The sequence below is a fragment of the Celeribacter naphthalenivorans genome, from assembly GCF_020524585.1.
In the GTDB taxonomy this organism is placed as follows: domain Bacteria; phylum Pseudomonadota; class Alphaproteobacteria; order Rhodobacterales; family Rhodobacteraceae; genus Celeribacter; species Celeribacter naphthalenivorans.
Genome location: NZ_JAIVLK010000005.1, coordinates 176,290 through 198,704, shown reverse-complemented (window position 1 = coordinate 198,704; position 22,415 = coordinate 176,290). Strand labels below are relative to the sequence as shown.

Annotated in this window: 21 protein-coding genes; 8 read left to right on the top strand and 13 right to left on the bottom strand. The window is 59.9% G+C overall.

The genetic code is table 11. The features are described 5' to 3' along the window. The first annotated feature begins 82 nt into the window (after nt 1-82). Nucleotides 83-1,147 carry a YeeE/YedE family protein gene (locus LC094_RS12465; RefSeq protein WP_226553124.1) on the top strand — a complete coding sequence of 355 codons (1,065 nt, stop codon included), beginning with the start codon at nt 83-85 and terminating at the stop codon, nt 1,145-1,147. Here the strand turns inward: LC094_RS12465 and LC094_RS12460 are convergent. The 5 genes from LC094_RS12460 to LC094_RS12440 form a co-directional block, all read right to left on the bottom strand. After that, nucleotides 1,080-2,366 carry a DUF3422 family protein gene (locus LC094_RS12460; protein WP_226553123.1) on the bottom strand — a complete coding sequence of 429 codons (1,287 nt, stop codon included), beginning with the start codon at nt 2,364-2,366 and terminating at the stop codon, nt 1,080-1,082. The genes LC094_RS12465 and LC094_RS12460 overlap by 68 nt on opposite strands. Before the next feature lie 115 nt (nt 2,367-2,481). Beyond that, nucleotides 2,482-3,675 (bottom strand): amidohydrolase, encoded by a 1,194-nt coding sequence (locus LC094_RS12455; RefSeq protein WP_226553122.1) that lies wholly within the window; start codon nt 3,673-3,675, stop codon nt 2,482-2,484. Nucleotides 3,676-3,827: 152 nt separating this feature from the next. Beyond that, the gene (locus tag LC094_RS12450) at nt 3,828-5,255 is read right to left on the bottom strand and encodes an NAD(P)(+) transhydrogenase (Re/Si-specific) subunit beta (protein ID WP_226553121.1); all 1,428 of its coding nucleotides are present in this window, start codon (nt 5,253-5,255) and stop codon (nt 3,828-3,830) included. Nucleotides 5,256-5,268: 13 nt separating this feature from the next. After that, entirely contained in the window at nt 5,269-6,840 is a 1,572-nt protein-coding gene (locus LC094_RS12445; protein WP_226553120.1) for a Re/Si-specific NAD(P)(+) transhydrogenase subunit alpha, read from the bottom strand. Between the two features lie 113 nt (nt 6,841-6,953). After that, nucleotides 6,954-7,409, bottom strand: coding sequence for a methyltransferase family protein (locus tag LC094_RS12440; protein ID WP_226553119.1), 456 nt, complete (start codon nt 7,407-7,409; stop codon nt 6,954-6,956). Between the two features lie 159 nt (nt 7,410-7,568). On the opposite strand from LC094_RS12440, the gene LC094_RS12435 reads away from it, so the two are divergent. After that, on the top strand, nt 7,569-8,033 hold the full coding sequence (locus LC094_RS12435) for a GNAT family N-acetyltransferase (RefSeq protein ID WP_226553118.1): 465 nt from the start codon (nt 7,569-7,571) through the stop codon (nt 8,031-8,033). Between the two features lie 34 nt (nt 8,034-8,067). Here LC094_RS12435 and LC094_RS12430 read toward each other — a convergent pair whose 3' ends face one another. The 4 genes from LC094_RS12430 to LC094_RS12415 form a co-directional block, all read right to left on the bottom strand. Continuing rightward, nucleotides 8,068-8,847: an SDR family NAD(P)-dependent oxidoreductase gene (locus LC094_RS12430; RefSeq protein ID WP_226553117.1), complete on the bottom strand. Its 780-nt coding sequence runs from the start codon at nt 8,845-8,847 to the stop codon at nt 8,068-8,070. A gap of 174 nt (nt 8,848-9,021) precedes the next feature. After that, nucleotides 9,022-9,798 (bottom strand): gamma-glutamyl-gamma-aminobutyrate hydrolase family protein, encoded by a 777-nt coding sequence (locus LC094_RS12425; RefSeq protein ID WP_226553116.1) that lies wholly within the window; start codon nt 9,796-9,798, stop codon nt 9,022-9,024. A gap of 150 nt (nt 9,799-9,948) precedes the next feature. Beyond that, a complete protein-coding gene (locus LC094_RS12420; RefSeq protein ID WP_226553115.1) occupies nt 9,949-10,374 on the bottom strand; it encodes a GlcG/HbpS family heme-binding protein in 426 nt (141 codons plus the stop codon). Nucleotides 10,375-10,377: 3 nt separating this feature from the next. Beyond that, nucleotides 10,378-12,531 carry a malate synthase G gene (locus LC094_RS12415; RefSeq protein WP_226553114.1) on the bottom strand — a complete coding sequence of 718 codons (2,154 nt, stop codon included), beginning with the start codon at nt 12,529-12,531 and terminating at the stop codon, nt 10,378-10,380. A 189-nt stretch (nt 12,532-12,720) separates the two neighbouring features. Between LC094_RS12415 and pepN the strand changes: the two genes are divergently transcribed. The 3 genes from pepN to LC094_RS12400 all read left to right on the top strand — a co-directional run bounded on the left by pepN (nt 12,721) and on the right by LC094_RS12400 (nt 16,578). Beyond that, complete coding sequence (pepN, locus tag LC094_RS12410; protein ID WP_226553113.1) at nt 12,721-15,270, top strand: aminopeptidase N; 2,550 nt, start codon at nt 12,721-12,723, stop codon at nt 15,268-15,270. A gap of 223 nt (nt 15,271-15,493) precedes the next feature. Next, nucleotides 15,494-15,964, top strand: coding sequence for a c-type cytochrome (locus tag LC094_RS12405; protein WP_226553112.1), 471 nt, complete (start codon nt 15,494-15,496; stop codon nt 15,962-15,964). A gap of 17 nt (nt 15,965-15,981) precedes the next feature. After that, nucleotides 15,982-16,578: a cytochrome b/b6 domain-containing protein gene (locus LC094_RS12400; protein WP_226553111.1), complete on the top strand. Its 597-nt coding sequence runs from the start codon at nt 15,982-15,984 to the stop codon at nt 16,576-16,578. A gap of 49 nt (nt 16,579-16,627) precedes the next feature. Here the strand turns inward: LC094_RS12400 and LC094_RS12395 are convergent, their stop codons facing one another. The 4 genes from LC094_RS12395 to LC094_RS12380 form a co-directional block, all read right to left on the bottom strand. Then, a complete protein-coding gene (locus LC094_RS12395) occupies nt 16,628-17,416 on the bottom strand; it encodes a dioxygenase family protein (RefSeq protein WP_226553110.1) in 789 nt (262 codons plus the stop codon). Between the two features lie 126 nt (nt 17,417-17,542). Then, the gene (locus tag LC094_RS12390) at nt 17,543-17,998 is read right to left on the bottom strand and encodes an Lrp/AsnC family transcriptional regulator (RefSeq protein WP_226553109.1); all 456 of its coding nucleotides are present in this window, start codon (nt 17,996-17,998) and stop codon (nt 17,543-17,545) included. A 9-nt stretch (nt 17,999-18,007) separates the two neighbouring features. Beyond that, nucleotides 18,008-18,943, bottom strand: a complete 936-nt coding sequence (locus tag LC094_RS12385) for a hypothetical protein (protein ID WP_226553108.1) — start codon at nt 18,941-18,943, stop codon at nt 18,008-18,010. Next, nucleotides 18,940-19,398: an Lrp/AsnC family transcriptional regulator gene (locus tag LC094_RS12380; RefSeq protein ID WP_226553107.1), complete on the bottom strand. Its 459-nt coding sequence runs from the start codon at nt 19,396-19,398 to the stop codon at nt 18,940-18,942. Before LC094_RS12380 ends, LC094_RS12385 begins: the two co-directional genes overlap by 4 nt. A 162-nt stretch (nt 19,399-19,560) precedes the next feature. On the opposite strand from LC094_RS12380, the gene ilvC reads away from it, so the two are divergent. The 3 genes from ilvC (at nt 19,561) to LC094_RS12365 (ending at nt 22,348) form a co-directional block, all read left to right on the top strand. After that, a complete protein-coding gene (ilvC, locus tag LC094_RS12375; protein WP_226553106.1) occupies nt 19,561-20,583 on the top strand; it encodes a ketol-acid reductoisomerase in 1,023 nt (340 codons plus the stop codon). Nucleotides 20,584-20,654: 71 nt separating this feature from the next. Beyond that, nucleotides 20,655-21,431, top strand: a complete 777-nt coding sequence (locus tag LC094_RS12370) for a Cthe_2314 family HEPN domain-containing protein (RefSeq protein ID WP_226553105.1) — start codon at nt 20,655-20,657, stop codon at nt 21,429-21,431. Further along, nucleotides 21,428-22,348, top strand: coding sequence for a DMT family transporter (locus LC094_RS12365; protein ID WP_226553104.1), 921 nt, complete (start codon nt 21,428-21,430; stop codon nt 22,346-22,348). The genes LC094_RS12370 and LC094_RS12365 overlap by 4 nt, the downstream gene beginning before the upstream one ends. Nucleotides 22,349-22,415 lie beyond the last annotated feature (67 nt).

Here is a 22,415-nt window from a genome sequence, read left to right as displayed (position 1 = left end):
TGGTCGCGCCCTCACAAGATTGCATCGCATCTATTTTTCTGCATATGAGGGATAAAATTCCACCTTCACGGAAGGACGCGACATGTATGAATCTCTCGGACTGGACCTTGCGCCCCGACAAGCGGCGGTGATCCTTGGCCTTGTGATCGGTGTGCTGTTCGGCGCGTTGGCCGAAGTGTCGCGCTTTTGTTTCCGTCGCTCCGTCGCCGGTCCAAAGGGCGAGCGCGGCGCCGCGGCGGGTGTCTGGCTTGCGGGCCTCACCACCGCCGTCCTCGGCACGCAGCTCGCCGTCGCGCAGGGTCTGATCTCCTTTGCCGACCACCGTTTCCTGACACCCGATCTGCCGTGGCTTGCCATTGTGATCGGCGGGGTGATGTTCGGCGTCGGCATGGTCTTGACCCGTGGCTGCGTCTCGCGTCTCACCGTTCTGTCCGGCTCCGGCAACCTGCGTGCGGCCCTCGTGCTCGTGGTCTTCGCCGTCGTGGCCCATGCCACACTCAAAGGCGTGCTCGCCCCCATCCGCACCACATTGGGCGGCGTCACGCTGTCGCTGGACAATGCCGCCCTGCCCGGCTCTGCGCTGATCTGGACCGCTCTGATTGCCGGTGCAGCGGGCATCGCAGCGTGGCGTCTCGCCACCTCCAAACGCGATCTCGCCCTCGGCGCCTTGATCGGCCTTTTGGTGCCCGCCGCATGGATCGGCACGGGTTTTGTTCTTTTCGACGAATTCGACCCGATCGCGATGGAAAGCCTATCCTTCACCTCGCCCTCCGCCGAGACCATGTTCTGGTCCATCGCGGCGTCTTCTATCCCTGCGGGATTTGGCACCGGCCTTATCGGTGGTGTCATTTTGGGGGCTCTCGCCTCGTCCCTGTTGTCTGACCGCTTCCGGTGGCAGAGTTTCGAGAGCCCCCGTCAAACCGGGCGTTACATGGCCGGTGCAGCCCTGATGGGTCTGGGCGGTGTGTTGGCCGGTGGCTGCACCGTGGGCGCGGGTCTCGCGGGCGTGCCGAGCCTCTCGCTCGCTGCCATCCTTGCCCTTGTCTCGATTGCTCTGGGGGGCGTTCTCGCCGCCCGGATCATCCGAGATGGTGCTTCTTTATCCGCCGCAGGCCAAGCCAGACCGCAAGCACAACCAGCGGAGTGATCAGCGCCAGCGCCAGCCCTTTCGACAGGTGCAACGGTTCGAGGACTGGGTAGACCAGATAGCCCACGAGGCTCACGGCATAATAGCTGATCGCCACCACCGACAGCCCCTCGACCGTCTCCTGCAAGCGCAGTTGCAGATCGGCACGTTTGTTCATGCTCTCCAACAGAGATTGGTTCTGCGCCTGACGCCCGACATCGACCTTGGTGCGCAACAGGTTCGCCGCCCGCGCGGTCCGTTCGGCAAGACTTTCAAGCTGCGACTTGGCCGCCTGCACCGTGCGCATCGCCGGGTCGTAGCGCCGCATCATGAACTCGCCAAAGAGCTGACGCGCCATGAACCGGCTTTCGCGCAGCACTTCGATCCTTTGATTGACGATGGCCTCATAGGCCCCGGTCGCGCCAAAGCGGAAATTCGTGCGCGTCACAATGCCCTCGATCCGGGTCGAGAGGCCCAGAATATCCTCCAATAGCGCCTCAGTGGGAACGTCCTGTTTCGAGGTCAGCGTCGCCATCAGCTCCGCCAATTCCTGTTCAATATCCGCGAGTTCCCGCACCACTTTGCGCGCCTGCACGAGGCCCAGCATCGACATCGCCTTATAGGTCTCGATCTCGCAGAGACGCTGCAACACGCGCCCGATCCGGCGGCGGCCACAATCGGGTTCCGGGAAAATCGCAAAGCGCATATGCCCGGCCTCATCGATCCGAAAATCTCCCGCCACCGTCAGAGCCCCATCGAGGACATGAGCCACGGCGAGGCTTTCGCGCTCGAACCAGCTGTCGATCCGCTCGACGATTTGGGCCTCCGTTTCCACGGTTTCCACACGGATGAGCGCAGAAGTGATCCGCTGCCCCGGCGCGTCATTCAGCCACTCTTCCGGGAAGAGATCGAAGGTGCCTTTGTCAAATGCCCGATCCGCCACGCCATCGGCGAAAATCGTATAGGTCACGAATTCCGTGTGGCTTTCCCATTTGAGACGGTACTTGCCCAAAGGCCCGATGTAATGCGTCGCCCCCGGCGCCGGATGGGCGGCCCCATAGCGGTCCAAAAGCGCCAAAAGATGTGCCCGGTCCAACTCGCGGTCCCGGCGCGCCGCATCGCCTGCCGCCCGGATCGCCAGATAGGCGGCGCGCGCATTGGTGCTCACCTCCGGGAAAGGGCGGGCGTGCAGTTCATTGGCCAGCTCATAGCGGCGCGGGTGGTCTTGCAAAGGGGCCATATGCGTCTCTTATTCAGCGTTGTTTTACGCCTATAGCCTGCGCGCGCCCTTCAAAGCAAATAATATTTTCATTCCATTTCAAAGACTTATCGGAATGCCATGGTATACTTTCGTCTCATGTCGCCCCCAACTCCTCAGCCACGACATTCATCCAATAGGCCACCCCGATCGGGATCAGCGCATCGTTGAAATCGAATTTCGGCGTGTGGACAAAGGCCGCTCCCGGCCCGTCGCCATTGCCGATGGAAACGTAAGCCCCTGGAATCTTTTCCAGATAATAGGCGAAATCCTCACTGGCTCCGATGGCCGGGGCCTCCGTCATCGTCAATGCTTCGCCCACCGAGGCCATATGCGCACGCCCCGTCACGGCGACCTCATCACTGGTGTTCACCAGCGGCGGATAGCCCCGCGCATAGTCCACATGCGCCGCCACCCCACAAGCCATGGCACAGCCCTCGGCCAGCCGCGTGATCTCGCGTTCCAACGTGTCACGCACCTCGGGCGCATAGCTGCGCGCCGTCCCTGCGACCATGACTTTGGCCGGGATGATATTGGCGCTTTCACGCTCGCCGCCTGCGACATGGCCAATGGACACCACCGCCCAATCGGTCAGCGCCACATGGCGGGAGACGACATTGCCGAGCGTCGCCATGAATTGCCCCGCGGCCACTGTCGGATCGGTGGATTTTTCCGGGGCCGCACCGTGCCCGCCGGTGCCTTCGAACACGATCTCCCAATCGTCAGAGGCGGAGGTGTAGGGCCCCACACGCGTGGTCAAAAGCCCCAGAGGATCCATCGGCCCATTGTGCACGCCGTAAATCGCATCCGTCGGAAACAGCTCGAACAAACCGTCCTTGATCATCGCATCGGCCCCACCGCCGCCTTCTTCGGCGGGTTGGAACACGAAATGTACGGTGCCCGCAAAATCCGGGTTGGCGGCCAGTTTTTCTGCCGCGCCCAAAAGCATCGTGGTGTGGCCGTCATGTCCGCAGGCATGCATCTTGCCCGGCACCGTTGAGCTATAGGGCACGCCCGTCTCCTCGGTGATATGAAGCGCATCCATATCGGCGCGCAGCGCGATGGTTTTCTGCCCCGGACGCGTGCCTTTCAGCGTCCCCACCACGCCGGTCTTGCCAAGCCCGCGATGCACCGCAATCCCTAAGCCTTCGAGATAGGCCGCAACGATGGCGGAAGTCCGCACCTCTTCATAAGCTGTTTCGGGGTGGGCGTGGATGTCGTGACGCATGGCGGTCATTTTTTCGATGAAAGCCAGATCGGTCTGAATGTCTTCGGGGCGGGTGTGCTGCATGGGGATCTCCTGTGACGTCAGCATGCCGCTCATAAGATCAAATGGAAAGCAGTCTCGGCGCATCCCGCCTGTGCATCTTCATGGCAGCCGAAAAGACACAAAAAGGGCGGCCCGAAGACCGCCCTTCCTGAGTAGTGATCCTGCAATGAAGATCACTCAATCTTCGGCAAAAGCGCATTCATGGACGCTTTCGCATCACCATAGAACATCCGCGTGTTTTCTTTGTAGAACAGCGGGTTCTCGATGCCCGAGTAGCCCGTGCCCTGACCGCGTTTCGACACGAACACTTGTTTCGCCTTCCACACCTCGAGAACCGGCATGCCCGCGATGGGGGAGTTCGGGTCTTCTTGCGCGGCGGGGTTCACGATGTCGTTCGAGCCGATCACGATCACCACGTCGGTGTCCGGGAAGTCCTCGTTGATCTCGTCCATTTCCAGCACGATGTCGTAGGGCACCTTGGCTTCGGCCAGGAGCACGTTCATGTGCCCCGGCAGGCGGCCTGCGACCGGGTGGATCGCGAAGCGGACGTTCTTGCCCTTGGCGCGCAGCTTGTTGGTCAGCTCGGACACAGCCCCCTGCGCCTGCGCCACCGCCATGCCGTAGCCCGGAACGATGATCACGGAGTCAGCCTCGTTCAAAGCCGTGGCCACGCCGTCGGCGTCGATCGCGACTTGTTCGCCCTCGACCTCCATCGCCGGACCTGCCGTGCCGCCGAAGCCGCCCAAGATCACGGAGACAAAGCTGCGGTTCATCGCCTTACACATGATGTAGGAGAGGATCGCACCAGAGGAGCCGACCAGCGCGCCGACCACGATCAGCAGGTCGTTCGACAGCGAGAAACCAATCGCAGCAGCCGCCCAGCCCGAGTAGGAGTTGAGCATGGAGACCACGACCGGCATGTCGGCGCCGCCGATGCCCATGATCAGGTGGTAGCCGATGAACAGAGCCGCCAGCGTCATCAGGATGACCGGGAACAGCCCGCCGGTGTTGAAGTACCAGATCAGACAGATCAGCGAGAGCGCAGCTGCACCCGCGTTCAGCATATGCCCACCCGGAAGCTTTTTCGCCGCCGAAGACACTTTGCCCGCAAGCTTGCCGTAGGCGATCACGGAGCCGGTGAAGGTCACCGCCCCGATGAAGATGCCCAAGAACAGCTCGACCTTGAGAATGTTCAGCTCAACCGGCGACTTATGCGCCACAAGTGCTGCGAAAGTGCCAAGCTCTTCACCACCATGATACCCCGCCACATGATGCATCACGAAATGCGCGTTGAAGCCAACGAAGACTGCCGCCAGACCAACGAGCGAGTGCATCGCCGCGACCAGCTGCGGCATCTCGGTCATCTCGACCTTGTTCGCCACATACCAGCCGATGATGCCCCCTGCCGCGATCAGGATGAGCGACAGGAGCCAAAGCCCCGCGCCCGGCCCGATCAGCGTTGCGAACACCGCCAAAGCCATGCCGGCAATGCCGTACCACACCGCGCGTTTGGCGCTTTCCTGCCCAGACAAACCGCCCAGGGAGAGGATGAAGAGAACCGCCGCGACCACATAGGCCGCCGTCGTAAATCCGAAATCCATTGCCTCTGCTCCTTTACGATTTCTGGAACATGGCGAGCATGCGCCGTGTCACGAGGAAGCCGCCGAAAATGTTGATCCCCGCCATAAAGACAGAGAGCGCGGCCAAGAGGATCACCAACCAGTTGCCCGAGCCGATTTGCAGCAAGGCGCCCAGGATGATGATGGAGGAGATCGCGTTGGTCACGGCCATCAAGGGCGTGTGCAGCGAATGCGACACGTTCCAGATCACCTGGAAGCCGATGAACACCGAGAGGACGAAAACGATGAAGTGCTGCATGAAAGATGCAGGCGCGACAAGGCCCACGCCCAGCAAAAGCACGGCCCCCACGGCGATCAGCGTCACCTGTTGCTTGGTCTGCGCCTTGAAGGCGGCGACCTCTTCGGCGCGTTTCTCTTCGGGGGTCTTTTCCTTGACCTTTTCCTTGGGCTTCGCGGCAATCGCAGCCACTTTCGGCGGCGGCGGCGGGAAGGTGATCTCGCCCTCATAGGCCACGGTCGCGCCACGGATCACGTCGTCTTCCATGTTGTGGTTGATCTGACCATCTTTTTCAGGGGTCAGGTCGGTCATCATGTGACGGATGTTGGTGGCGTAGAGCGTCGAGGCCTGTGTGGCCATGCGGGACGGGAAATCGGTGTAGCCAATGATGGTTACGCCATTCTCGGTGACGATTTTCTCGTCCTTGACGGTCAGCTTACAGTTGCCGCCTTTTTCCGCCGCCAGATCGACGATCACCGAGCCCGGCTTCATCGCCTCGACCATATCCTTGGTCCAAAGCTCCGGCGCTTCGCGGTTCGGGATGAGCGCCGTGGTGATCACGATGTCCATCTCAGGCGCCAATTCACGGAACTTCGCCAGCTGCGCGTCGCGGAACTCAGGGGAGGACACAGAGGCGTACCCGCCCGTGGCTGCACCGTCCTGTTGCTCTTCTTCGAAGTCGAGATAGACGAATTCGGCACCCATGGACTCGACCTGCTCGGCCACTTCGGGCCGCACGTCGAAGGCGTAGGTCACAGCGCCCAAAGAGGTCGAGGTGCCGATGGCGGCAAGACCGGCCACACCGGCGCCCACGACCAGAACCTTCGCCGGGGGCACTTTCCCCGCAGCGGTGATCTGACCGGTGAAGAAACGGCCGAAGTTGTTGCCCGCTTCAATGACCGCGCGGTAGCCCGCGATGTTGGCCATCGACGACAGCGCGTCCATCTTCTGCGCCCGCGAAATCCGCGGCACCATTTCCATGGCGATGACATTGGCACCCTTGGCCTTCGCCGCCTCCATCCCCTCGGCATTGCCGCCAGGGTTGAAGAAGGAAATCAGCGTCTGGCCCTTTTTGAGACGTTTCATTTCCGTCTCGTTGGGCTGGCGGACCTTGGCGACGATGTCGCAATCCTTCCACAAAGCAGGCGCGGTCTTGACGATCTCGACGCCGGCCTCTTCATAATCCTTGTCCGAGAACCCGGCGAGCGCACCCGCTCCGGTCTCGATGGCACAGTCATACCCAAGCTTTTGTAATTGCTTGGCGCTTTCAGGCGTCAGCGCGACACGCGCTTCCCCCTCAAAGACTTCCTTAGGAACACCGAATTTCACGTGTTGATCCTCTTTTCCCCAGTCATAGTCCTTCGTTGACCTCTTCCTTACCTAATTGCAGCAGTGCAGCGCAACATTATTGCGCAAACATCGCCAAAAAGTAGGACGTAAAGTCAGAGCCAACGCCGCGTTTGTTCTGCCCAGGTTTGAAATTCCGCCGGAAATTTCGTCCTGAGCCAGGATTCTTCCTCGACAATGAAACGTCTTTGGATCACCGCCATAAAAACGGGGACCAAAAGCATGCCTGCCGAATTGGCGAACAGTAGAGAAAAGCCCACAAGTGTAAAGGCGTCGCCCAGATAAATCGGGTTTCTTGTCAATCTGTAAACGCCGTCCGTCACAAGAACAGAAGGCACCCGATGCGGCACCACAGTGGTGCGATGCCGCAACATGCCAAAAACCGCCAGCGCCATGAGCAAAAACCCCACGGCGATCAGTCCCCCGCCCAGAATCTTGAGCGCGTCAGGCACTTCAAAGCCAAGCCCGGCTTTGGTCAAAGGCCAGTTGAGCGCCCAAGCGAGCCCCATAAACCCCAAAAGCCAGATCGGTGGATAATCGAGTCTTTTCATGGCTTCAGCCTAGCCCCCGTTTGCGACAGTCGCTAAAGCGTTTCGCATAAAATCTGAATCACAGATTTAATGTGAAGCGCTCGCAACGCTCATACGTTGCACTGCGTTTTTCTTTTTTCCTGTTTCAGATAAAAAGAAAAACGCTTTAGAAGCGCCTCCATGAAACTTCGCCCTTTGACCCCAAAAGATGCAGATGCCTGCTATGCGCTCTTTCACCGCACCGTCCATGGCGGCACGGGCGGCTTTTATGGGCCGGAACAGCGCGCCGCTTGGGCGCCCGCACGCGACCATGCCCCCGACAGCTGGCCAGACCGTCTGACCAGCGGCTTTGCGATCTGCGCCACGCGCTGGGGCAAAATCCGGGGCTTTTTCACCATGGGGCACGACGGCCACATCGATTTTGCCTATGTCGCGCTGGAAGAGATGGGCAAAGGCACCGCTGCCCGACTTTATGACGCCTGCGAAACGGAAGCGCGCCGTCTCGGCCTCACCCAGATGGACACAGAAGCCAGCCACCTTGCGCGTCGTTTCTTTGAAAAACGCGGCTGGCAGATGGTGGCCCGGCAAAGCGTGATCCGCGACAGCGTCGCGATCGAGAATTTTCGAATGCAGAAACAGCTTTAAGGGCGCGACATGGCGCACGCCGCGCCCTTAAGTTTTAAGAGATGCTTTCGACAATCCCGCCTTCGACCTTGAGCGCCGCCCCCGTCGTGGCGCTGGCCTGAGGCGAGGCGGCATAGACGCACATGGCGGCCACCTCTTCGGGCGCCGCGAACCGGCCCAAAAGGCCAGAGGGGCGTTTTTCCTGCAAGAACAGCGCTTCCATTTCCTCAGGCGTCACCCCGCGATCGTCGGCCATGCCCTTGATCATCGAGACCGCACCCTCGGTGCGCGTCGGCCCCGGCAGGATGGTGTTGACGGTCACCCCCGTCCCGGCCAGCACTTTGGCGAGGCCGCGCGACACACCCTGAAGTGCCGATTTCGACACGCCGTACTGCACCATATCCGCCGGAATGTTCAGAGCGGATTCGCTGGAGATAAATTGAATCCGACCCCAACCGCGATCCCGCATGCCTTGGGCATAATGCCGCGACAGGCGCACGCCGCTCATGATGTTGATCTGAAAATAGCGCTCCCATTCGTCATCCGAAATGTCGAAGTAATCCTGACGGCCGTAGACGCCCAGATTGTTGACGAGAATATCCGCCTCTTGCTCCGCCGCGATCAAGGCCGCACAGCCCTCCGCCATGCCGAGATCGGCCACGACGCCGCGCGCGGCGCCTGTGATCGTAGACAGGGCTGCATCGACATTTTCCTGCGACCGCCCGGTGATAACAACTTCGGCCCCTGCCTCCGCCAGCCCTTGGGCAATGGCAAGCCCGATACCACCGGTCGAGCCGGTCACGATGGCGGTTTTTCCAGAAAGGTCGATCTTCATGTCTGTCTCCAAGTTTTTGGGCTGCGCCAACTCTGTCCTCAGGCACAAAAGCGGCAGTCATATAGAGAGATAGGTCACCGGCACGTAAACGCCATACCTTTGACGGAGAAAGACTTTCTCCGCATCGCTCCGAATAAACGATTTTTCAGACAGGCGTCACATAGGGCCTGCGCCTCACGCGTCCTCGGTCACCTTGCCGCGTCGCGCTTCGGCGAATTTATAGACCGCCTGACCGAAGGCCTCGAACAGCGGCCGGGACACCGGGTCTTCGCCCGCGCGATACTCCGGATGCCATTGCACCGACAAGGTGAACCCCGGCGCATCCTTCACATAGATCGCCTCGGGCGTGCCATCGGGCGCATAGCCGTCGATCACGATGCGGGCACCGGGTTTCTTGATCCCCTGCCCGTGCAACGTATTGGTCATCACCTCATCGGCGCCCAGAAGCTTGTGGAACACGCCCTCTTCCGACAGGCGCACCGGGTGACGCAGCGCGAATTTTTCCTCCAACGTCCCATCCGGCGGCATGCGGTGATTCATCCGCCCCGGCAGATCGCGAATTTCCGGGTAAAGCGTACCGCCCATGGCGACGTTGACCTCCTGAAATCCGCGGCAAATGCCCAGAATCGGCTGGCCCACCTCGACACAGGCGCGAATGAGCGGCAGAGCCACAGCATCGCGACAGCGGTCGAAATCGCCATGTGCTTCGGTCTCCTGTTCGCCGTATTCCTCGGGGTGCACATTCGGACGCCCGCCGGTGAAGAGAAAGCCGTCACAGGCCTCCATCAACTCCGCGACAGAGACGAAATTCGGATGCGGCGGGATCAAAAGCGGCATGCAGTTCGACACTTCCGCCACGGCTTCGGCATTCATCCGCCCGCCCGTATAGGCCGGGTAGCTCCCGTTCAGCAGGTCCGTGTTGCCGATGATGCCGACGACTGGTCGTGTCATATTCTACTCCCCTTTTGACATTACAATAGGCGCTTTGAGAGGAGAAAAAAGGGGGGAGCGGCCCGGAGTACCGTTGGCGAAAGCACAACGGTTGTGCGCGGGGTGTGCGCAAGGCTGATCCGCCCGTTTTTTGATCAAACACGAAATCACTTAGGGACGCGCTGCGAGACCCGCCGCCTTGATGCCCGCGCGCGCCGCCTCGGCGTCATGTTCGGGCGTGTCGCCCGCGACGCCCACGGCGCCGATCACAATACCTGCCTCGGACAGGACCAACACGCTTCCCGGCAGCGCCACAAGTTGACCAAAGGCCGACTGCACGCCCGAAATCAACTGAGGCATCCGCTCCGCACGATCCGCCAATTCAGCGCCATTGAGCCCCATGAGCACCGCGCCTTTGGCCTTAGCATAGGCCAGATCGAACCGCCCCGGCGGCGCGGTGTCGGCGCGGGCGAAGGCCTGAACATGCCCGCCCGCATCCACCACCACGACGCTCAAAGGGTTCCAGCCCTGTGCTTGGCCCAAGGCCATCGCCGTCGCAATGATGCACTGGGCTTGCTCCAGCGAGATCGGCGCCATGGTTCACCCCTGCGCCTTAAGTTCCAGCCGCCGCGCGTGCAGCACCGGCTCGGTATAGCCCGAGGGCTGCACACGCCCCTTGAACACGAGATCACAGGCCGCTTTGAAGGCGATGCCGTCAAACCCCGGCGCCATCGGTTTATAGAGCGGATCATGCGCGTTCTGACGATCCACGACGGCGGCCATTTTCTTCATGGCCTCCATGACGTGCGCCTCGGAGACAACGCCGTGATGCAGCCAGTTGGCGAGGCCCTGCGAAGAAATCCGGCAGGTGGCGCGGTCTTCCATCAGACCGACGTCATGGATGTCCGGCACCTTCGAACAGCCGACGCCTTGGTCGATCCAGCGCACCACATATCCAAGGATGCCTTGGGCATTGTTTTCAATCTCAGCGGTGATTTCATCGTCGGACCAGTTGACGCCTTTCGCCACCGGAATGGTCAAAAGGTCGTCGAGCGTGCCGCGCGCCCCGCCTTTGGCGATCTCATCCTGAACGGCGAAGACATCGACCTTGTGATAATGCGTCGCGTGCAGCGTGGCCGCAGTGGGCGACGGCACCCAGGCACAGGTCGCGCCCGCTTTTGGATGGCCGATTTTCGTCTCCAGCATCGCATGCATCAGGTCCGGCATGGCCCACATGCCCTTGCCGATCTGCGCGCGTCCTTTGAGACCACAGGCAAGGCCAATATCGACGTTGCGCTCCTCATAAGATTTGATCCACGGCTGATCCTTCATCTCGCCTTTGCGGATCATCGGCCCGGCTTCCATCGAGGTGTGAATCTCGTCGCCGGTGCGGTCCAGAAAGCCGGTGTTGATAAAGGCGACGCGGTGTTTGGCGGCGCGGATACACTCTTTGAGGTTCACCGAGGTGCGGCGTTCTTCGTCCATGATGCCGAGTTTGACGGTGTTGGGCTCGAGGCCCAATATCTCTTCGACACGGGTGAAAATCTCATCCGCGAAAGCCACCTCTTCCGGCCCGTGCATCTTCGGTTTCACGACATAGACGGAGCCTTCGCGCGAGTTGCGCGGGCCTGTGGTTTTTTGCAGGTCGTGCATGGCGATCATCGCGGTCACAAGCGCGTCCATGATGCCCTCGCCGATCTCCAACCCTTCCGCGTAGAGGATCGCCGGGTTGGTCATCAGATGGCCCACATTGCGCACCAACATCATGGCACGGCCTTGCAGGGTGACCTCCGATCCGTCCGGCGCCGTGAACAGACGATCACCATGAAGCGCACGGGTGAACGTCTTGCCGCCTTTCGCGACCTCTTCGGTCAGATCACCCTTCATCAGGCCAAGCCAGTTGCGGTAGGCGCCAACTTTTTCCTCGGCATCCACGGCCGCGACAGAATCCTCGCAATCCATGATCGCGGAGACGGCGGCCTCAAGCAGAATGTCGGAAATCCCGGCCTTATCCTGCGCCCCCACGGGCGTCGAAGGATCAATCACGATGTCGATGTAGAGGCCGTTTTGCTCAAGAAGCACATGGCCCTCAGAGGCGCCCGCAAATTGCGCCGGATCGGCCAGACCGGTCTCGCCCATCGTGCCATCGACCAGCAACATCCCGTTGGTCACGGTGAGCTTGGTCACATCGGCCCAGGAGCCCCCCGCGAGCGGCGTGACCGCGTCCAGATGCGCCTTGGCCCAGGCAATCACCCGCGCGCCACGCTCGGCGTCATAGCCCTTGCCACCCCCATTTTGGCCGGGCAGATCGCCCAGCGCGTCCGTGCCGTAAAGCGCATCGTAAAGCGAACCCCAGCGGGCATTCGCGGCGTTCAACGCGTAGCGCGCATTGGTGATCGGCACGACAAGCTGCGGCCCCGGCTTGGTGGCGAATTCCGGGTCGATTTTGCTGGTTTCGATCTGAAAATCAGGACCTTCCGGGACGAGATAGCCGATCTCTTTCAGAAACGCCGTATAGTCTGCGGCATCAAAATCCTGCCCTTTGCGGACCAGATGCCAGTCGTCGATCTGGGTCTGAATCTCTTCGCGTTTGTTCAGCAGCGCGCGGTTCTTCGGCCCCAGATCGCGCACCATCCCCGCCAGACCGTCCCAAAACGCCTCCGCCGTCACACCCGTGCCCGGCAGGGCCTCTGTTTCGATGAATTGGGCAAGCTCTTGGGCGACCTTGAGGCCGGATTTGTCGACGTGCGTCATTATGGGAATCACCTGATTTTGTCGGATTTCACCGCGCAGACTACCCGGCTGCCCCCGGGACACAAGCCAAAGGCCGCGATCCCGCTGTACCGACATGTCCGAGACTGGCCGCAATTTCCCGTGTCTGCCGTTGCAGCCCCGCGTGCTCAGGCCTACCTTTCGAAGATCACAGTTAGAAAGAGTCGCCCGATGAAAGACACCGCCCCGCAGACCATTTACCTCAAGGACTACACCCCCTTCGGCTATCGGATCGATGGTGTCGAACTGACCTTTAAACTTCATCCGACGGCGACGCGCGTGCTCTCGAAGATCACTTTCGCACCGAATCCTGAGGCAAGAGAAAAGCGATTTTTCCTGCATGGTGAGGAGCTTATCCTGATCTCTGCGACCGTTGACGGCGCCCCTGTCACACCCCGCGAGGTCGCGGGCGGCATCGAGGTGGACGTGCCCGACGCGCCCTTTGTGTGGGAGGCCGAGGTGGAGATTTCGCCCGAGACCAACACCGCGCTCGAAGGCCTTTACATGTCAAACGGCATGTATTGCACCCAATGTGAGGCCGAAGGCTTTCGCAAGATCACCTATTACCCCGACCGCCCCGATGTGATGGCGACTTTTACCGTGCGGGTCGAGGGCGATCTGCCGGTGCTTTTGTCGAACGGCAACCCGGTCGAGCATGGCGAGGGCTTTGCCGTCTGGCACGATCCCTGGCCTAAACCATCCTATCTCTTTGCTTTGGTCGCGGGCGATTTGGTCAATCACCCCGGCGCCTTCACCACGAAATCCGGCAAAGAGGTCGAGCTGAACATCTGGGTCCGTCCCGGCGACGAGGGCAAATGTGCCTTCGGGATGCAGGCGCTCAAGGATTCGATGAAGTGGGACGAGGACACCTACGGGCGCGAATACGACTTGGACATTTTCAACATTGTGGCCGTGGACGATTTCAACATGGGTGCGATGGAGAACAAGGGGCTGAACATCTTCAACTCCTCTTGTGTGCTGGCCTCGAAAGAGACCTCGACGGATGCCAATTTCGAGCGGATCGAAGGCATCATCGCGCATGAGTATTTCCACAACTGGACCGGCAACCGCATCACCTGCCGCGACTGGTTCCAGCTGTGCCTGAAAGAGGGTCTGACGGTTTACCGCGACCAGATGTTCTCCGGCGACATGCGGAGCCATGCCGTGAAAAGGATTGAAGAAGTTCTCACTCTGCGCGCCCGACAGTTCCGCGAAGACAACGGCCCTCTGGCCCACCCTGTGCGGCCCGAAAGCTTTGTCGAGATCAACAATTTCTACACCGCCACCGTCTATGAGAAAGGCGCCGAGATCATCGGCATGCTGCGCCGTCTGATTGGCGATGAGGCTTACCGCAAAGGCTGCGATCTCTATTTCGACCGCCACGACGGCGAGGCTGTGACCATCGAGGATTGGCTGGCCTCTTTCGAGGAGGTCACGGGGCGTAATCTTGCACAATTCAAGCAATGGTACGCCCAAGCGGGCACGCCGCGCCTGAAGATGGAGGAGCATTGGGAGGACGGCACCTTGACGCTGACCTTCACCCAGACCACGCCTCCTACCCCCGGTCAAAGCGAGAAAAACCCGCAAGTCATCCCCATCGCCACCGGCCTCATCGGCCCGAACGGTGATGAGGTGGTTCCAACCACCGTTTTGGAGATGACCGAAGTCACGCAGAGCTTTACCTTCGAGGGTCTCGGCGCGCGGCCGGTGGCCTCCGTACTGCGCGATTTCTCCGCGCCTGTGATTTTGGAGCGCGAGATCGACAACGACACCCGCGCCTTCCTTTTGGCGCATGACACCGACCCGTTCCAGAAATGGGAAATGGGCCGGGCGCTGGCCAAGGACACGCTGCTGTCGATGATCGTCAACGGCACGGAACCAAGCTTTGCCTATCTCGACGCGATCAAATCGGTGCTCATCGATGACGGCCTCGATCCGGCCTTCCGCGCCCTGTCTCTGGGCCTGCCGTCGCAGGACGATCTGGCGCAGACCTTGGTCGATGCCGGTGTCGTCCCCGATCCACAGCGCATCTATGAGGCCCGCGAAAAGCTACGTCATATCTTGGCCGATCACCTGCACGACCTGTTGCCCGCCCTGTATAAGGAAAACGAAACAGGCGGTTTCGTCCCGGATGCCGAAGGCTCGGGCAAACGCAGCCTGCGGCTTGCCGTGCTGGGGCTTTTGAGCCTGCAAGACAGCGGCGTGACGGCCAAGGCCCTGTTTAAACGTGCAGACAATATGACCGAACAGGCGGGCAGCCTTCAGGCCCTGCTCTCCGCAGGCCTTGGCGCGGACGAGCTGCAAGCCTTTGAAGCACAATGGAAAGATGACCGCCTCGTGATGGACAAATGGTTCATGATGCAGGTGGCCTTCGCCGCTCCCGAAAACGCCGCCGACGTGGCCGCCGCACTCAGCCAACATCCGGCGTTTACCAACAAGAACCCGAACCGTTTCCGCGCAGTCTTTGGCGCCCTGACGGCCAACCATGCAGGGTTCCACCACGCCAGCGGCGCGGCCTACCGGCTCTTGGCGGATCAACTGGTCGCGCTCGATGCGCTCAACCCGCAAACCACCGCGCGGATGAGCGGGGCCTTCGAGACATGGAAACGCTATGACGCCGACCGTCAGGCCATGATCCGCACCGAATTGGAGCGCATTCTCGCGACGCCGAACCTGTCGCGGGACACCACGGAAATGGTCACACGGATTCTGTCGGCCTGACACCGCTCTGCCCCTGTTTCCCGCAAAAGATGTTTGCGCAAACACCTTTCGTTTGCGCAAACATCACAAGCGCCATAACAAAAAATTGAACCGTTTCCGCAGCTTGCGGCAGCGCAACGTTAGATTGTCACATTCAATTTCATGAGACTTGTGCCATTATCGTTTTTACCGCGCGAGCGACACGCCTTTTTATTTCAGTAAACAGACAGGGAATCCCTATCCAATGCGTAAACTCATCCTCTCCACCGTGATCGCGGCCACTGCGGCCACCACGGTTGCCACCGGCGCCTTTGCTCAATCCCCCTCCGACGTCGCCAAGGCCCGTCGCGCATTCTTCACGCTCGTCGGCTTTGAAATGTCCACCTTGGGCGGCATCGCGCAGGGCAAAATCGACTATGATGCCGATCTTGCCAGCCAATCCGCCGGCGATCTTCTGTCGCTCGCCAGCCTCCACACCGCCGATTACTTCGCGCCGGGCACCTCGAACGAGGACCTGCCGGGCGAAACCCGCGCCAAGGCCAATATCTGGGACGACATGGAAGGTCTTCAGGAAACCAGCATGGCCTTTTACCAAGCCGTCGCCGAACTGAACGACGTCGCGGGCACCGGTCTGGACGCGCTGCGTCCGGCGGTCGGCAAAGTGGGCGGCACCTGCAAAGCCTGCCACGACGACTACCGCGCCGCTGATTTCTGATCGAGGCTCGGCGAAACATGACGGAACAGCTTGAAAAGACCTATCTCTGGGACCCGGTGGTGCGTGTGCTGCACTGGGCGCTGGTGATCGCCTTCTTCACCGCCTTCGGGCTTGGCAAATTCGGCCCCGACCAGATGACGCTGCATTTCTACGCGGGCTATGCCGTGGCCGTAATCGTCGTGCTGCGGGTGATCTGGGGCTTTGTCGGCTTTACCACCGCACGTTTCGCCACGTTCGTCAAAGGTCCGGGCAAGGTTTTCGCTTATGCCCGGACGCTGCCGTCCTCCAAGCCGTCGCGCTCCTATGGGCACAACCCGGTGGGGGCAATTTTCGTCGTCGGCGTGCTGATCGTCTTGGCGATGCAGGTGACGAGCGGGCTTTTGGCCGACCCGGAAGATTACGTCAACGTCGGCCCTCTGGCGCAATATGTATCGAGCGATGTGACACGTAAGGCGCTGTCCTATCACGAACCGCTGTCGTTTCTGCTCCTGCTGATGGTGATCGGCCATATCGGCGCGATTTTCTGGTACAAAAAACGCAAGGGCGAAAACCTCGTGACACCGATGGTGACGGGGTATGCCCAGTTGCCGCCGCGCGAAACCCCGGCGGAATGACATAACAAAAGGGCGCCAAAGCGGCGCCCTTTTTTATTTTCTTAGGGACTCACAACGCAATCGGAATCGTTGCACGCCCAGTGAGGACACCCGTCCCGGAAGCCACCTCCACAGTCTGTTGCGCCAGTTCCGCTGCGCTGTTGTCGCGAAAAATGCTGTCGCGCGACAACGGGATGCCCGCGAGATTGCGGATCGAGTGCGCGTAACGCCCTTGGTCCGATTGGTAGATGTCGCCGATCTGCCCTTCGGGAAAGGCCAATTGCGAGATCAGCACCGGGCGCGCACCGGAGACGGCGGCCTCGGCACTCTCGAAGACTTCGAAGTGAATATGCGGCCAGCGGCGCGGGTAACAGCCGGGCACCACAGTGTCAAAAGCCACCTTGCCCGAGGCATCCGCCACAGCAAGGCCGCGCAGCCAGTTGGCCTCCGGCACGTTGTACATCGAATAGGCCCCGCCCGCATCGCAGTGCCAGATGTAAATCGCATAGCCCTCCAGCGGCGTGCAGCCTGCGTGGTCTTGCAGGGTCAGTTCCAAAGAGATCGGCACACCTTCGGCCTGTCCTTTGGCCTCGCCAAAAGACGATGTGATATCACGGCGCAGCACGCCGTTTTGTGTCAAAACATCGACAATCTGACCCGCTCGCCGATTGGTGCCATCCGCCGGAAACGGCCCCGCGGTTTCGCGTGGAATGGCAACGCAATCGAGCGCGGCGGCGGGAAGCCCCGCAGAGGCCGAGAGCCCCAGCCCGCTCAAGACAGTCAAAAAGCGGCGGCGGCCCAGAAGATGGGGGAAATCGTGGCGGAATCCGTGGTCGGCGTGGTCGTCCTGATGTGGCATCGGCGTGTCTCCGTCGTTGAACATGTTAATATATAACGCACGCACAGGCGGTTTTCGTCGCCCAACCGATAACATTGGCATAACATGCCCGTGACCTCCTACAGCGGGCTGGCTACAGTGGGCCGGCTACAAGGGCCCGGGACGGCGCTCCTCGGACAAGACCACATTGGCCTCGACATTGCCCACCCCCGGCAGCGTCATGATCCGTCGCCGCAGCACGCGTTCGAAATCCGGCAAATCCTGCGCCACGACGCGGAGACGATAGTCGAAGAGCCCCAAAACGTGCTGCACCGTCTGCACCTCCGGGATCGCCCGCACCGCGCGTTCGAAATCCTCGAGGCTGACACGGCCTTTCGTGGCGAGTTTGACCCCCAAGAACACGGTGACGCCAAAACCCAGCGCCTCAAGGTTCAAATCCACGCGACGCGGCCCGAAGATGCCCGATTCACGCAGACGCTTGATCCGCCGCCATGTCGCCGGTTGACTGAGGCCAAGCGCGCGCCCCAAAGCCCCCGCCGATTGCGTCGCATCCTCGCAAAGCGCGCGGATGAGGTGCCGGTCGATGTCATCGAGTTCAATCATGATTAACCCTCAGCAATCATAGGCGACATTGTTTGAGTTGGTTTCAAAGGCGATCCCGAGACGACGTGCCAACGCCGCTCCTGCCGCATCATATTGTGAAACATCATGATCTTGCGGAGGCCGTCGCGCCAACAGTGTGAACCGGTACGGCGTGTCGTTCTCAAGCGAAATTTCGCAAAATCCTCCGCCCTTTGCCGGCCACATATAAGTGCACTTCACACGGAGAAATTCTGACGCGCGCGCGATATGCACATAGTCGCCACGCTTGGGCACCAAGATCATAAATGTTCCGTCACGGCTCAGCCAGGTGCCGACAGGTGGCATATTTTGATGGGGCTGACAGGCGTAGCGCGGAACCCCAAGCCCCAAGGCCTCCAGGTCCTCTCCCCCGAACAAAGGTTCCGGATCGCGAAAACATGTCACAAGCGTCTCGGGAACAGGGCGCCGCCAACGCGGACAGATCATCGCAATCACGTGACCATTTTGCACAAGGATTTCCAACGACGCATTGCCGAAAGACCAAACTGATCTGGACCCAAATTTTGCAGGCGGACCAAAACAGGCGTGCCAAATCTCTTCGATCTCCTTGAGCGCGACCTCCACGCCCCGAGGTGGCCCCCAAGGCCCCGCGCTCTCAGAAGAGACATTGGCCAACAGGGTGATGTCCGCCCAATCCTCCCGTGCCCCGTCTCCACTGACGTGCCCGCGATACCACGACTGACTGAAGCGAAAATTCCAAAGCCCGACACCGGCGAACGAGAGAGCGGGAATGTCGAGACCGCAAGAGATCGTCACATAGTCATTGGTTTCAGGCCGATGGGCCGCGCTGGACAGGCGGGCGAGATTTTGAAGATCTTCGCGATACGGCAATCCAGCCTCTGCACAGGCACGCCAAAGCGGAGCTTGCGGCGCGATGGGGCTGTCTTTTTCCCAATCTTCACTCATAGCGGCACCGACTGGCTGTCTTTGATCGTCGCCACCTGCATCAACGCCTCGATGTCGGTCATATGCGGCAGGGTCAGGATTTTCTCGCGGTACACCCGCTGATACTCCGCCATATCCCGCGCGATGACCAAAAGCCGCGCATCCACGCGGCCCAGAAAGGTCCCGATGGAAATCACCTCCGGCACCTCGCGCGCGGCTTGGATGAATTCGTCAAAGGCGCGCGGTTCGGTCTTGTCGAGCGTGATCCGCAGGCTGACTTCGACGCCATAGCCCATGGCGCGCCAGTCAACCTCTTCGCGGATGGATTTCACCACGCCGCCCTCACGCATCCGCTCCAACCGGCGCGCGAATGTGGCAGGCGTCACGCCCGCACGTTCGGCCAGATCGGCGGCCTGCGCCTCAGGTTCGGCCTGAATTTGACGCAGGATTCTGCGGTCCGTGTCATCGACTTGCATGAAATTTTCGTATTTTTGAATTATGACGAATGATTTCATTTCACAAAATGCAAAATAGGTCAAACTTTGTCACGAAAAAGCATGTTCTATGCGCGATAACCGCCCCAGACATTAGGGCAAAATGCCCGTGCCTGAAGACAAGACAACAAAGGAGCGCCCAACATGCGCGTTTATTACGATCGCGATTGCGATGTGAACATCATCAAAGAAGCCAAAGTTGCCATTCTGGGCTACGGCTCGCAAGGTCACGCCCACGCGCTGAACCTGCGTGACTCCGGCGCGAAAAACGTGGTCGTGGCTCTGCGCGAAGGCTCCCCGTCCGCCAAAAAAGCCGAAGCCGAAGGCCTCAAAGTCATGGGCATCGCAGAAGCTGCCGCTTGGTGTGACGTGATCATGTTCACCATGCCCGACGAGCTTCAGGCCGAAACCTACAAGAAATACGTCCACGACAACCTCAAGCCGGGCGCAGCGATTGCCTTCGCTCACGGTCTGAACGTCCACTTCGGCCTCATCGAGCCGAAAGAAGGCGTCGACGTGATCATGATGGCGCCGAAAGGCCCGGGTCACACCGTACGCGGCGAATACACCAAAGGCGGCGGCGTGCCCTGCCTCGTGGCTGTGGACACCGATGCGACCGGCAAAGCGCTTGAAATCGGTCTGTCCTATTGCTCCGCCATCGGTGGCGGCCGCTCCGGCATCATCGAGACCAACTTCCGCGAAGAGTGCGAAACCGACCTCTTCGGCGAGCAGGCCGTGCTCTGCGGCGGTCTCGTCGAGCTGATCCGTTGTGGTTTCGAAACCCTGGTCGAAGCCGGTTACGCGCCGGAAATGGCCTATTTCGAATGTCTGCACGAAGTGAAACTCATCGTGGACCTGATCTACGAAGGCGGCATCGCGAACATGGATTACTCCATCTCCAACACCGCTGAGTACGGCCAGTACGTCACCGGCCCGCGCATCCTGCCCTACGAGCAGACCAAGAAAGCCATGAAAGAAGTCCTCGCCGACATCCAACAGGGCAAATTCGTGCGTGACTTCATGCTCGAAAATGCCGTTGGTCAGCCGACGCTCAAAGCCTCCCGTCGTGCCAACGATGAGCACCTCATCGAAGAAACCGGCAACAAACTGCGCGGCATGATGCCGTGGATCACCGCCGGTAAAATGGTGGACAAATCGCGCAACTAAGCGTTCTTTGATCCAAGACGATTGGCCCCGGCGTTCCTGCGTCGGGGCTTTTTTGTAGCAGGATTTCAAAAATGCCGGAATCTCTCGAACTACAAATAGATAAAATTTGCGAACATCCGTTTGTAATTCGCGTCAGCGAACTTGCCATCGTTGGAATGAATTTTTCTAGCGAACAGGATTTCGATCGTTACCCAGATGCGAAATATATCCTTTGGACGCACTATCGCACACAGAGCTTGATTAGACGCCTGCGCGGCATCCAACGTTTGCTAAGAATATCAGAGACAACTCAAAGTATTCAGGCGCTTAACTTCAACCTCCAAGGCCTAATAGACGCTCTAGATGATTCTGCGGTGATGCGAGCAATCTCGATTGGAGATATTTGTTTACTACTTACAAACGAAGTCTTTGAGTTGGGACTTGGAGAGAAAAATTGTTCATTTTTTGAAATTTCGAAAAAGCTGAGTCAGAAAAACCTACTGGCCCCATTAGGCAAATTAACGGCCCCAGAACATCAAAGAAAAACTGAAAGAAACATCAGGTTTCACGGGGGGATCGAAAGGAGCTTCGACGAGCACGATCAGGGCTTCGAAATTGCGAGTTTATGGCGAGAACAGGGTCATGAAATCCGTGTCATGAGGTCTGAAAATGAGGAAGTTTCTTTACAGGAACTTTTCAACTCGCGCCTGAATGCTCTAAACCAAAAAGTGCGCCAGGACTGCGAGTGGATCTTCCCTCTAACTGAAGAAGTGCTTTCTTTGATCGAGCAAACCTTTGATGAACGATCACACCAAAAAATGCGCGCTCCAGAAAGCTTTTGGACATTAGAGAAAAATTCGGTCAAATGACACCGCTTCCAAACATCACCCCCGCCTCCTGGATCATGGTCGGCATTCTGGGCTTTGTCTGGGGCTCGACCTTCATGCTGATCGAGGTCGCTTTGCGCGGCGTGACGCCTTTTTGGCTCGCAACCTTTCGGCTCACCATCGCCGCCATCGTCATGGCCGCCTTTTGGGGCCGCGACGGGTTCAAGATGGGCAGCGATCCCGACAACAAACCGCATCTTCTCGCGTTGATCTGGGCCGGTGCGGTCTCCTCCGCCATTCCATTCCTGTTGCTGAACTGGGGCCAGCAATATGTCACCTCCGGTTTTGCCGGCACCTCCATGGCCGCCGTGCCCCTGGTCGTTTTGCCCATGGCGCATTTCATGGTGGCAGGCGAGCGGCTGTCCTTGCGCGCCCTCATCGGTGTCACCCTTGGCTTCATTGGGGTTTTCCTTCTGGTCGGCCAAGACGCGCTGCACAGCTCCGGCGCAGATCTCGAGCTTTGGGGCCGCCTCGCCTGCCTCACCGTGGCCTTCTGTTACGCGCTCAATTCGATCACGATCCGCCGCATTCCACCAATCAATCCGACCGCTCTGACCACGATCATGATGGCCACGGGCGCGCTGATCACCCTGCCGTTTTCCGTCCTCGCGGAAGGTGCGCCGACCGTACCTCCGCTCAAAGCCTTTATCGCCGTGATCTTCCTCGGCGTCGTCTCCACCGCAGCGATGAACCAGCTGCGCGTGCTGGTGATCCGCTCCGCCGGGCCGACATTCATGACGCTGGTGAATTATCAGGTGCCGGTCTGGTCGGTGGTGTTGGGCGCTTGGGTGCTGCGAGAGCCTTTGCCGCCCGCTCTGATCCTTGCACTGGCGCTGATCCTGGGCGGTGTCGCCATCTCGCAATGGCCTGTGATCAAGCGGCTCTTTGTGCGCAGATAGATGACCGCCCCTGCGAGAATGTTCCATTGTAACACCTCCCGCCCTCCCCATATCCCCGCCATGACTT

What these genes read in the sequence shown, in the direction of transcription:
- LC094_RS12465 (WP_226553124.1), top strand. Translation starts at nt 83, where the DNA reads ATGTATGAATCTCTCGGACTGGACCTTGCGCCCCGACAAGCGGCGGTG.
- LC094_RS12460 (WP_226553123.1), bottom strand. Translation starts at nt 2,366, where the DNA reads ATGGCCCCTTTGCAAGACCACCCGCGCCGCTATGAGCTGGCCAATGAA.
- LC094_RS12455 (WP_226553122.1), bottom strand. Translation starts at nt 3,675, where the DNA reads ATGCAGCACACCCGCCCCGAAGACATTCAGACCGATCTGGCTTTCATC.
- LC094_RS12450 (WP_226553121.1), bottom strand. Translation starts at nt 5,255, where the DNA reads ATGGATTTCGGATTTACGACGGCGGCCTATGTGGTCGCGGCGGTTCTC.
- LC094_RS12440 (WP_226553119.1), bottom strand. Translation starts at nt 7,409, where the DNA reads ATGAAAAGACTCGATTATCCACCGATCTGGCTTTTGGGGTTTATGGGG.
- LC094_RS12435 (WP_226553118.1), top strand. Translation starts at nt 7,569, where the DNA reads ATGAAACTTCGCCCTTTGACCCCAAAAGATGCAGATGCCTGCTATGCG.
- LC094_RS12430 (WP_226553117.1), bottom strand. Translation starts at nt 8,847, where the DNA reads ATGAAGATCGACCTTTCTGGAAAAACCGCCATCGTGACCGGCTCGACC.
- LC094_RS12425 (WP_226553116.1), bottom strand. Translation starts at nt 9,798, where the DNA reads ATGACACGACCAGTCGTCGGCATCATCGGCAACACGGACCTGCTGAAC.
- LC094_RS12420 (WP_226553115.1), bottom strand. Translation starts at nt 10,374, where the DNA reads ATGGCGCCGATCTCGCTGGAGCAAGCCCAGTGCATCATTGCGACGGCG.
- LC094_RS12415 (WP_226553114.1), bottom strand. Translation starts at nt 12,531, where the DNA reads ATGACGCACGTCGACAAATCCGGCCTCAAGGTCGCCCAAGAGCTTGCC.
- pepN (WP_226553113.1), top strand. Translation starts at nt 12,721, where the DNA reads ATGAAAGACACCGCCCCGCAGACCATTTACCTCAAGGACTACACCCCC.
- LC094_RS12405 (WP_226553112.1), top strand. Translation starts at nt 15,494, where the DNA reads ATGCGTAAACTCATCCTCTCCACCGTGATCGCGGCCACTGCGGCCACC.
- LC094_RS12400 (WP_226553111.1), top strand. Translation starts at nt 15,982, where the DNA reads ATGACGGAACAGCTTGAAAAGACCTATCTCTGGGACCCGGTGGTGCGT.
- LC094_RS12395 (WP_226553110.1), bottom strand. Translation starts at nt 17,416, where the DNA reads ATGCCACATCAGGACGACCACGCCGACCACGGATTCCGCCACGATTTC.
- LC094_RS12390 (WP_226553109.1), bottom strand. Translation starts at nt 17,998, where the DNA reads ATGATTGAACTCGATGACATCGACCGGCACCTCATCCGCGCGCTTTGC.
- LC094_RS12385 (WP_226553108.1), bottom strand. Translation starts at nt 18,943, where the DNA reads ATGAGTGAAGATTGGGAAAAAGACAGCCCCATCGCGCCGCAAGCTCCG.
- LC094_RS12380 (WP_226553107.1), bottom strand. Translation starts at nt 19,398, where the DNA reads ATGCAAGTCGATGACACGGACCGCAGAATCCTGCGTCAAATTCAGGCC.
- ilvC (WP_226553106.1), top strand. Translation starts at nt 19,561, where the DNA reads ATGCGCGTTTATTACGATCGCGATTGCGATGTGAACATCATCAAAGAA.
- LC094_RS12370 (WP_226553105.1), top strand. Translation starts at nt 20,655, where the DNA reads ATGCCGGAATCTCTCGAACTACAAATAGATAAAATTTGCGAACATCCG.
- LC094_RS12365 (WP_226553104.1), top strand. Translation starts at nt 21,428, where the DNA reads ATGACACCGCTTCCAAACATCACCCCCGCCTCCTGGATCATGGTCGGC.